We start from the raw sequence: 9,974 nt of genomic DNA on the forward strand, positions 1-9,974 counted from the left end.
CTATTCCCTTCAACTCTCACCACAGAACCGCATAAAGCGGACGACAACCGGAGGAACGCTGATGAACACCCTGATTTCGCGCCGCGCGCTGGGCGCCCTGCTGGTTTCGACCGGCATGGCGCTGTCGCTGCCGGCCTTCGCGCAGAACGAGATCAAGATCGGCTACAATGCCGACCAGTCGGCCTCCGGCGCCGCCGAGCTCGGACTCTCCGGCCTCTACGGCTTCCAGGCGGCGATCGAGGATCTGAACGCCCAAGGCGGCGTGCTCGGCCGCAAGGTCGTCGGCGTCGTCCGCGACGATGCCGGTGCGCCGCCGAAGTCGATCCAGAACATGAACGAGCTGATCGACAACGAGAAGGTCGCGGCCGTGGTCGGCCCGACCAACTCCGGCAACGCGCTCGCTTGGCTGCACATCCCGCAGCAGAAGAAAGTGCCGGTGGTGTCGCATGTCGCGACCGCGACCGACATCACCGCCCGCTACGCCAAGGAGCCGCAGAACTACATCTTCCGCGTCTCGATGGTCGACCGCGAGCAGCTCGCTCTGCTCGCCGCCTATGCGGTCAAGGCCTCTAAGACCAAGAACGTCGCGATCATCGCCGACACCACCGGCTACGGCCAGGCGGCGACCAAGGACTTGCAGGAGATTCTCGCCCTGCATGGCATCAAGCCGGTCGGCATCGAGAAGTTCGGGCCGAAGGACACCGACATGACCTCGCAGCTCGCCAAGCTGAAGGCGGCCGGCGCGGACATGATCATCACCGGCTCGCTCGCCGACGCGACCGCGCAGGTGCTGAAGAGCATGGAGAAGATGGACTACTACCCTGGCCTGCTCTCGACCTGGGGCTCGATCAACACGCCGCTGATCAACATCGCCGGCCCCAAGCTCGCCGAGAAGACGATCTTCGCGGCGTCGACCACCGAGGACGCCAGCGACCGCGCCGCGGCACTGCACAAGCGCCTGATGGCCAAGCACCCGAACATGCCGGCCTTCGTTTCGGCCGCGCAGGGCTATGACGCGGTGATGCTGATCGCCGCCGCGATCAAGCAGGCCGGCGGCACCGACGGGCCGAAGGTCCAGCAGGCGCTCGAAAACCTCGGCGCGGTCCAGGGCATCATCAAGAAATACGAGAAGCCCTTCAGCAAGGAGCAGCACGAGGCGCTCGGCGTCGCCGACTTCCATCTCGCGCAGTGGAAGGATGGCCGTGTCGTCAAGCTCGACGATCCGGTGGTCAAGGGGCTGACGGCGGCTGATCTGAAGCGCTGAGCCGCTCCAGAAGGCCTCCTCCGTCATGGTCGGGCTTGTCCCGACCATCCACGTCTTCGCTTCACTGATCACATGCGGTGTTCAAGACGTGGATGCTCGCCACAGGGGCGAGCATGACGGCGTGCGAGTGGAAACGGATTGGCTGGTGGCGACTCCAGGCGCTGGCCGCTCAAAATGATGGCGCAAACGACCTGAGTCGTGGCGGAGAGACGATGACGGCATTCCTTCAGGCTCTGGCCAGCGGTCTGGCGCTGGGCGCGATCTACGGATTGATCGCGCTCGGCTTCAACATCACCTACGCCACGACCAAGACCTTCAATTTCGGCCAGGGCGCCTTCCTAGTGCCGGGCAGCCTGGTCGGCGTCTCGCTCCTGCTGCTGGCGGCAGGCAAGCCGCATTTCGGCAACCTCACCCAGGCCGAGATGACGATGACGGCCTATGTGCTGGCGACCATCGCCAGCGTCGTCGTGGTCGGCGCCATCGGCGTCGCGCTCTATTACTGCGCGATCAAGCCCTTCGTCGGGGCCGGCGGCCTGAACTGGGTGCTGAGCACGATCGGCTTCGGCGTCATCATGCAGAACACAGCATTGGCGATCTGGGGCCCGGCCTCGATCGCGGTGCCCTCGCCGCTCGGCAGCGATGTCTGGCGCATCGCCGGCGCCGGCATCCGGCCGCAGGAGGTGCTGATCGCGGTCGTCGCGGTCGCGGTCATGGTCGGGCTCGACATCGTCCTGCGCAAGACGCGCTTCGGCAAGGCATTGCGGGCCGTCGCCTTCAATCCGCAGGCGGCCGCGATCGTCGGCATCAATGTCGAGACGATCGTCATCCTCGCCTTCGTGATCTCCTCGGCGCTGGCCGGGCTCGCCGGCATCCTGATCGCGCCGATCACCACCGCCTCGGTTTTCATCGGGCTCGGCGTCGCGCTGAAGGCGTTCTCGGCTGCGATCGTCGGCGGGCTGACCAGCCCGCGCGGCTGCATGCTCGGCGGCTTCCTGCTCGGCGTGGTCGAGGCACTGGTCGGGCTCTGGCGCGCCGAGATGCGCGAGATCACCATCTTCCTGCTGATCATCATCGTGCTGGTCGTCCGCCCGAGCGGGCTGATGGGCGCGCGCAGCGTGGAGAAGATCTGATGCCGGCGCTCGGCCACGCCATCGGGGTGGCGGCGCTCGCGGCAGCGCTGGCGCTCGTTCCCTATCTCTCACTCAACGATTTCTACCTGCAGATCCTGTTCACGATCGGGGTGAACTATCTCGCTGCCGCGGGCCTCAACGTGCTCGTCGGCGATGCCGGGCAGAAATCGCTCGGGCATGCCGGACTCTTCGCGGTCGGCGCCTATACGGCGGCGATCGCCAATATCGAATGGGGCATGAATCCCTGGCTGTCGCTGGTGCTGGCCTGCGTCTTCGGGGCGATCTTCGGCCTCGTCATCGCGATGCCCTCGGTACGCGTCTCGGGCCCGAGCCTCGCCATGGTGACGATCGGCTTCGGCATCGTCGTCGAGAAGATCGTCACTGAGTGGACCGACATCTTCAAGGGCCAGGCCGGCTTCTACGGCATCAGCCCGCCCTCGCTCGGCGGAGTCAGCTTCACCAATCTGCACTGGGTCTGGTTCGTCGGGGCGCTGTGCATCGCGACGCATCTGATGCTGCGCTCGCTGCTCGCCGGCCGCTATGGCCGGGCCTTCCTGGCGGTACAGATGGCGGAGCCGGCGGCGCAATCGGTCGGCATCTCGGTGGTGCGGGCCAAGACGCTGGCCTTCGTGATCTCGGCTGTGACCTGCGCGCTCGCCGGCGCCGTGGTCGCCCAGCAGAACCAGTATTTCAACTCCGACTTCATCACCTTCAACCTGTCGATCCTGCTCCTGGTGGTGGTGATCTTCGGCGGCTCGGGCTCGCTCTACGGACCGATCTTCGGCGCGGTGATCCTGACCCTGCTCGACGCCTGGCTGGCGCGCTGGCCGGCACTCCAGCACTTCACCTATGGCGCGCTGCTGCTGTTCTCGCTCTATCTGATGCCGAACGGCATCGCGGGCGCCGTCTCCGGGCTCGCGGCACGGTGGCGGAAGCCCGCCGAGACCAGGCCCGAGGACTCCGGACACAGTGCGCTGGCGGCAGCCTCGTCAGCACCGGCAAGCGGCGAGATTCTCGTCGTGAAGGATCTCTACAAGGCCTATGGCGGCATCGTGCCGGTCCGCAATGTCTCCTTCGCGATCAGCGCCGGCAAGGTCCATGCGCTGATCGGCCCGAACGGGGCCGGCAAGACGACCCTGCTCAACCTGCTTTCCGGGCATGTCGCGCCCGATGGCGGCTCGATCCGCTTCGAGGGGCGCGAGACGGTCGGCTTCGCCGCGCACCGCGTCGCCGGGCTCGGCATCGCGCGGACCTTCCAGAACCTGAAGCTGTTCGGCGAACTCTCGGCGCTCGACAACGTCCTGCTCGGCGCGCATCTGCACATCGAGACCGGCTTTGCCGCCTCGCTGCTCGGCTTGCCCTCGAGCCGCCGGACGGAGGCCAAGGCGCGGGCCGATGCCCTGGCGCTGCTGACCGATCTCGGTCTCGGCGAGCGCGCCCATGAGCCGGCGAAGAGCCTGCCCTATGGCCTGCAGCGGCGGCTCGAGATCGCCCGCGCCCTCGCCTCGCAGCCAAAACTCCTCCTGCTCGACGAGCCGGCGGCCGGGCTCAACCCGCAGGAGACGCATGAGCTCGGCGAGGTCATCCGCCGCATCCAGCAGGCCGGCGTCACCGTGCTGCTGATCGAGCACCACATGGATCTCGTCATGGGCATCTCGCAGCATGTGCTGGTTCTCGACTATGGCGCGCTGATCGCCGAGGGGCGGCCAGAGGCGATCCGCCGGGATCCCAAGGTCGTCGCCGCCTATCTCGGCGCCGAAGAGGACGAGGCCGCATGAGCATGCTCGCGATCGAGGGGCTGAAGGTCCGCTATGGCGCGGTCGAGGCGCTGAAGGGCATCTCGCTTTCCGTCGGGCAAGGCGAGGTCGTGACGCTGATCGGCGGCAACGGCGCCGGCAAGTCGACGCTGATGCGGGCGATCGGCGGGCTGGTGAAGGTCGCAGGCGGTGCGATCCGCTTCGAAGGGCGCGACATCGCCGGTATCAGGGGCCATGAATGCGTCCGGCTCGGCATCGGCCATTCGCCGGAAGGACGCATGGTCTTCGGTGACCAGAACGTGCGCGACAATCTCGTGCTCGGCGCCTATGCGCGCCGCGACGAGGACGGCATCGCCGCGGACATCGAACGCTATTTCGGCATCTTCCCGCGCCTCGCCGAGCGGCAGGACCAGCTCGCCGGCACGCTGTCGGGCGGCGAACAGCAGATGCTGGCGATCGCGCGCGCGCTGATGGCGCGGCCGAAGCTGCTTCTGCTCGACGAACCCTCGCTCGGTCTCGCGCCGCTGATCGTGCGCGAGGTCTTTTCCGTGATCCGCCGGCTGCGCGAGGAAGGGATGACCATCCTCCTGGTCGAGCAGATGGCCAATCAGGCGCTCGCCGTCTCCGACCGGGCCTATGTCATCGAGACCGGCACGATCACGCTGGAGGGCACCGGCGCCGAGCTGCTGCGCGACGAGCGCGTCCGCTCGGCCTATCTCGGAGCCTGAAATGGCGGGGCGCGAGGTCGTCATCGTCGAAGTCGGTCCGCGCGACGGCCTGCAGAACGAGACGACACCGATCACGACCGCCGACAAGCTCGCCTTGATCGGCAGGCTGGCGGAGGCCGGCCTCTCCCGCATCGAGGCGACGGCCTTCGTCTCGCCGCGCTGGGTGCCGCAAATGGCCGACCATGAGGCGGTGATGCGTGGCATCACCCGCCAGCCGGGCGTCGTCTATTCGGCCCTGGTCCCGAACGAGAAGGGAGCCGAGGCCGCGCTCGCCGCGGGCGCGCAGGCGCTCGCCGTGTTCACGGCGGCCTCGGAAAGCTTCTGCCGGAAGAACACCAATTGCTCGATCGCCGAGAGCATTGCGCGCTTCCGGCCTGTGATGAGGCTGGCGGAACGCGCCGGAGTGCCGGTCCGCGGCTATGTCTCCTGCGCGCTGGATTGCCCCTATGAGGGAGAGATCGCGCCAGAGGCGGTCGCAACCGTCTCGGCCGAGCTTCTGGCGCTCGGCTGCAGCGAGATCGCACTCTCCGACACGCTGGGGCGCGGCACGCCGGAGCGGACGCAGGCGATGGTCGAGGCAACGCTGAGGCGCGCTCCGGCGGCTATGCTCGCCGGGCATTTCCACGACACTTCGGGCCAGGCGATCGCCAATGTCGAGGTGGCCTGGCGGCTCGGCCTGCAGATCTTCGACGGCGCGGTCGGCGGCTCCGGCGGCTGCCCCTACGCACCGGGCGCGGCCGGGAATCTGGCGACCGAACACCTCGTCGCGCATTTCGAAGCGAAAGGTATCTCGACCGGCGTCGACCTCGCGGCACTGGAACGGGCGGGACGATGGATCGGCGCGCGCCTGGACATGACGGCCCGGTAGCCGATAGGCGCTCCCACCTCCAGGGCGAACGATGCCGCAGCACGCATACTCGCCACTCTGACTACCCCTTCCGCGCACTATCTCCGCGCCTCGCGAACACCGACGATTGCGGCTGACTTCAACCGGCGCGGCCTTCCAACGGTTTGCGGCGCCATTCGTGGGATCAGACAAGAACAGGTGTGGCAATGAGCTCGGATGGCGGGTTTTCGGAACGTGATCTGCAGGATCGCCCCCTCGACATTCGACATCTGATCTTCGACGAAGCGGACGATCATCCATCGGCAGCAAACGGGCTGCATCAGGTCGCGCGACAGCTCGCGCTCGAGCAGATCCATGCCGGAGATCGTTCGCGTCTGATCTTCCTGACCGCACCGGGACGGACACCGGACATCCCGTCAGGCATCCCGGCGCAGATTCTACCCTTGCGGGGCCGGCAGGTACTGGGGCGCCATATCGGGCTGGACCGCGACGTGCTGGAGGCGATCCTCGCCGATAGCGGCCCGTCGACCGTCTATCACATACACGGCGTCAGGCAGCCGCTGCTCCTGCCGATCTCGCGCGCCATGCGCCGGCGTGGTCTACCTTTCGGCATCACCGCCCATAGCCGCTTCGGCCACATCTACAGCCTGGACGGCAAGCTGGAGCGCCCCAGGGCGGTCCTCTACATCAAGCTTCTCGAGCGTTTTGCGCTGAACGCGGCGCGCTTCATCCATGCCCTGACCCCGCACGAGGCCGACGTCGTGCGCTGGCTGGTGCCCGGCGCCAAGGTCGCGCTGCTGCCCAATGCGGTCTATTCGAGCCGCCTGGACGGGATCCCGCAGGCGCCGCGCCATCGCAGCCCGTCCGCCACCTTCCCGACCTTCGGCTTCTTCGGCCGCCTGGCGATCGAGCACAAGGGTCTCGACCTGCTGATCGCCGGGTTCGCGCGCTATCGCCATACCGGCGGCAAGGGCAGGCTCGCGCTGTTCGGCAGCGGACAGACACATCAACAACTGACCGAGATGTGCGCCGCGCTCGGTATCGACGACGTCTGCACGATCGAGGGGCCACGCTTCGGGCAGGACAAGGTCGAGGCGGCCAGCCGATGGGATTTCTACGTCGCGCCGTCGCGTTTCGACCATATGCCGCTGGCGCTGATGGAAGCCGGGCTCATGGGCCTGCCGCTCATCCTCTCGGAAGGAACCGGGCTCCTCGGCCAGGTCGAGGCGGGCGGCGCCGGGTTTGCGATCGCAGGCCTCAGCGCCGAATCTGTCGCGGAGGCGATGCACGCCGCGGAGACGATCGATCCGGCGCAATGGCGCCGCCTGTCGGAAAACGCCTATCGTGTCGCCCTGGCCATAGGCGACTGGACCGGGATCGCCGCCTCGCTGCGCGAGCTCTATCGCGGCCTGCCGATGACGGATCGTGCGCCAGAGCGTGCCGGGCACACCGACCAATATGGGAAAAAGGAGTTACTCCCCCATTCATAAATGTATTTACGAGATAATCCTTGTGAGTTGTTAGAAATCAAATCTATTTGATTGATCTCTACAATTTTCCATGACCCTATTTCGCATGCACCTTTCAGATTAAAATTTCGATCATCGCTCTTCAAAATTAAAAATCTCGGTCGGGAGGCGAGCATGCGGGTGCCGTTTTACCGTCATTCATTGCCGGCGAGCAGTGCGACACTGGTGGCGGAAGTCATCGAAAGCGGATTTCTGACAAGCGGACAGTATTGCTCCCGGGTCGAGGACAAGCTCGGCGCCATTTTCGGGGTTTCCCACGCCAAGTTGACCAGCAGCTGGACGCAAGGCGCGGTGGCCGTCCTGCTCGCCCTCGGAATCGGGCCGGGCGATGAGGTGATCGTGCCGGCGATGACCTTCGTGGCGACGGCGAATGTCGTCAAACAGGTCGGCGCGACGCCGGTCTTCGTCGATGTCGAGCCCTCGACACTGCTGATCGACATCGCATCGGTCAGGGCCGCAGTCACGTCGCGGACCAGGGCCGTGATCCCGGTCCATCTCTATGGCCAGATGGTCGACATCCCAGCCCTGCGCGCCGCGCTGCCCGCAGGAATCCGGATCATCGAGGATGCCGCCCACTGCTTCGAAGGCCGGCGCGGAGGGCGTCGCCCCGGCCAGGACAGCGACGCCGCGATCTTCTCGTTCTACGCGACCAAGAACGTCACCTGCGGCGAAGGCGGCGCCGTGATCACGCAGGATGGCGCGCTCGCCGCAAACCTCAAGGAGGCGGTGCTGCACGGCATGTCGGCCGCTGCGGCGCAACGCTTCTCGGGTGGGCGCTACCAGCATTGGGATGTGGCGCGGCTCGGGACGAAAGCCAATCTTCCGGATCTTCTGGCCGTGTTGCTGGAGACGCAGCTGGACAGTGTCGATGCGCGTCTCGCGCAGCGCGAGCGTCTCGCCCGACGTTATGAGGAGAGCCTGGCGGGGACGCCGCTCGGCTTTCCGGCGATCGAGGCCGAGGCCGTCTCGGCCCGGCACCTGTTCCCGATCCATGTCCCCGGCGGCCAGCGCGACCGGGTGATGCGGGTGCTGAACGATCACGGCATCGGGGCGACGGTCAATTACCGCAGCGTGCCCGAGCTCAGCCTGTACCGCAACGATCCCGCGGTTCCGCGCAACGGCTTCCCGGTCTCGCTCGACTGGGGCGAAGGCACATTGTGCCTGCCGCTGTTCCCGACCTTGCGCCAGGACGAGCAGGACCACGTCCTTAACATCCTGCACGACGAGGTTTTGCCGTCCCTTGATTCCCGGATGATCGAAGAGAGAGGAGTGGCTGCACTATGAGCAAGATCATTGCCGTAACCGGTGCCGGCGGCTACATCGGCTCGGTTCTGGTCGGGCGCCTGCTCGACGCGGGCTATCGGGTTCGGGCGCTGGACCGCTTCTATTTCGGCGCGAATACGCTCGATCACTATGCCGATCGCCCGGCGCTCGAGACCAGGACGATCGACATCCGCGACCTGACCCCGCGCGAGCTGGAAGGCTGCTGGGGCGTCATCGATCTCTCCGGCCTGTCGAATGATCCCTCGGCCGAGGTCGATCTGCGTCTGACCTGGGAGATCAACGAGAAGGGCCGGATCGAGCTTGCCCGCAGCGCCCAGAAGGCGGGGGTCGAACGCTATGTCTTCTCGGGGTCCTGCTCGGTCTACGGCGCTGGCGGGGACGAGGAACTCGGCGAAGACAGCGAACTCAACCCGCTGACGGCCTATGCCCAGGCCGCGGCGAAGGCGGAAGCGGCGATCAGGGCGATGAACCGGCCGGGCTTCACCACCGTCGCCCTGCGCAATGCGACCGTGTTCGGCCTGTCGCCGCGCATGCGCTTCGATCTGGTCGTCAACGTGATGACCCTGAGTGCCTTCGAGCGCGGCGAGATCGTGGTGACGGGCGGCGGCTCGCAGCGCCGGCCGATCGTGCATGTCCAGGACGTCGCGCGCGCCTTCCTGCAGGCGCTGGAGGCAGATCCCGCCATCACCGGCGGCGAGGTCTTCAACATCGGCCTGGCCAATTTCCGGATGATCGAGCTGAGCCGGGAGGTCGAGCGAGCGATGCCGACGCCGGTCAAGGTGCAGTTCGCGCCCGGTGATGCGGACAAGCGCGACTACAGCGTGAAATTCGACAAGGCGCGGAAGCTTCTGGGCTTTTCGGCCTGCGCGGACGTTTCGCTCGGCGTGCGGGAGATCAGCAGGGCCTTGCAGGCCGGGCAGGTCGAGCGCGGGCTCGTGACGCGGACCGTGGCCTGGTATCGTCATCTGATCAAGATGCAGCGCGTGCTCGATTTCGGGCTCGTGGCACGCAGTCCAGCACCGGCTGCCGCAGTTGCATTCCCGGTCGCGGCCAGGCAGGCGGAACGGCAAGAGGCGGCGCGAACCGGTGCGCCGGCGGCAAAAGACATTCGCGCAGGCCGGCCGCTGCTCTCACTGCTGGCGATGATCGCCGTGCTCTTCGGGATCGAGACCGAATATGCCGAGGACTCCTTCCCGTTGAGCGATCGCGCACCGAACCTGGCGCGGGTCCTCGAAACCGTCATGACGGTCATGGTCTGATCGGAAAGGCTGTCGCAGCCAAACAACAAAAAGCGCCGCCGCTGATCCCATGGAGATCAGCGGCGGCGCTTTTTTAGAATGTCATTGTTTAGAGGGATATCCTTGACAGGCCCGGCGACGACCTACTCTCCCGGGTCTTGAGACACAGTACCATCAGCGCTGAGGAGTTTAACGGC

Annotated in this window: 8 protein-coding genes; all 8 read left to right on the plus strand. The window is 66.4% G+C overall.

What is annotated here, in order from left to right:
* Window positions 1-61 precede the first annotated feature (61 nt).
* The 8 genes from ACWGRX_RS07080 (at window position 62) to ACWGRX_RS07115 (ending at window position 9,798) form a co-directional block, all read left to right on the plus strand.
* On the plus strand, window positions 62-1,264 hold the full coding sequence (locus tag ACWGRX_RS07080; RefSeq protein ID WP_452116937.1) for an ABC transporter substrate-binding protein: 1,203 nt from the start codon (window positions 62-64) through the stop codon (window positions 1,262-1,264).
* 212 nt (window positions 1,265-1,476) lie between these two features.
* Window positions 1,477-2,394: a branched-chain amino acid ABC transporter permease gene (locus ACWGRX_RS07085; RefSeq protein WP_452116938.1), complete on the plus strand. Its 918-nt coding sequence runs from the start codon at window positions 1,477-1,479 to the stop codon at window positions 2,392-2,394.
* The gene (locus ACWGRX_RS07090; RefSeq protein WP_452116939.1) at window positions 2,394-4,172 is read left to right on the plus strand and encodes a branched-chain amino acid ABC transporter ATP-binding protein/permease; all 1,779 of its coding nucleotides are present in this window, start codon (window positions 2,394-2,396) and stop codon (window positions 4,170-4,172) included. The genes ACWGRX_RS07085 and ACWGRX_RS07090 overlap by 1 nt, the downstream gene beginning before the upstream one ends.
* A 2-nt stretch (window positions 4,173-4,174) precedes the next feature.
* On the plus strand, window positions 4,175-4,879 hold the full coding sequence (locus tag ACWGRX_RS07095) for an ABC transporter ATP-binding protein (protein WP_452116966.1): 705 nt from the start codon (window positions 4,175-4,177) through the stop codon (window positions 4,877-4,879).
* A gap of 1 nt (window position 4,880) precedes the next feature.
* A complete protein-coding gene (locus ACWGRX_RS07100; protein WP_452116940.1) occupies window positions 4,881-5,747 on the plus strand; it encodes a hydroxymethylglutaryl-CoA lyase in 867 nt (288 codons plus the stop codon).
* A gap of 143 nt (window positions 5,748-5,890) precedes the next feature.
* The gene (locus tag ACWGRX_RS07105; protein ID WP_452116941.1) at window positions 5,891-7,216 is read left to right on the plus strand and encodes a glycosyltransferase; all 1,326 of its coding nucleotides are present in this window, start codon (window positions 5,891-5,893) and stop codon (window positions 7,214-7,216) included.
* Window positions 7,217-7,369: 153 nt separating this feature from the next.
* Complete coding sequence (locus ACWGRX_RS07110) at window positions 7,370-8,539, plus strand: DegT/DnrJ/EryC1/StrS family aminotransferase (protein WP_452116942.1); 1,170 nt, start codon at window positions 7,370-7,372, stop codon at window positions 8,537-8,539.
* Entirely contained in the window at window positions 8,536-9,798 is a 1,263-nt protein-coding gene (locus ACWGRX_RS07115; RefSeq protein ID WP_452116943.1) for an NAD-dependent epimerase/dehydratase family protein, read from the plus strand. The genes ACWGRX_RS07110 and ACWGRX_RS07115 overlap by 4 nt, the downstream gene beginning before the upstream one ends.
* Window positions 9,799-9,974 lie beyond the last annotated feature (176 nt).

The sequence above is a fragment of the Allobosea sp. NPDC055594 genome (genome assembly GCF_053618995.1).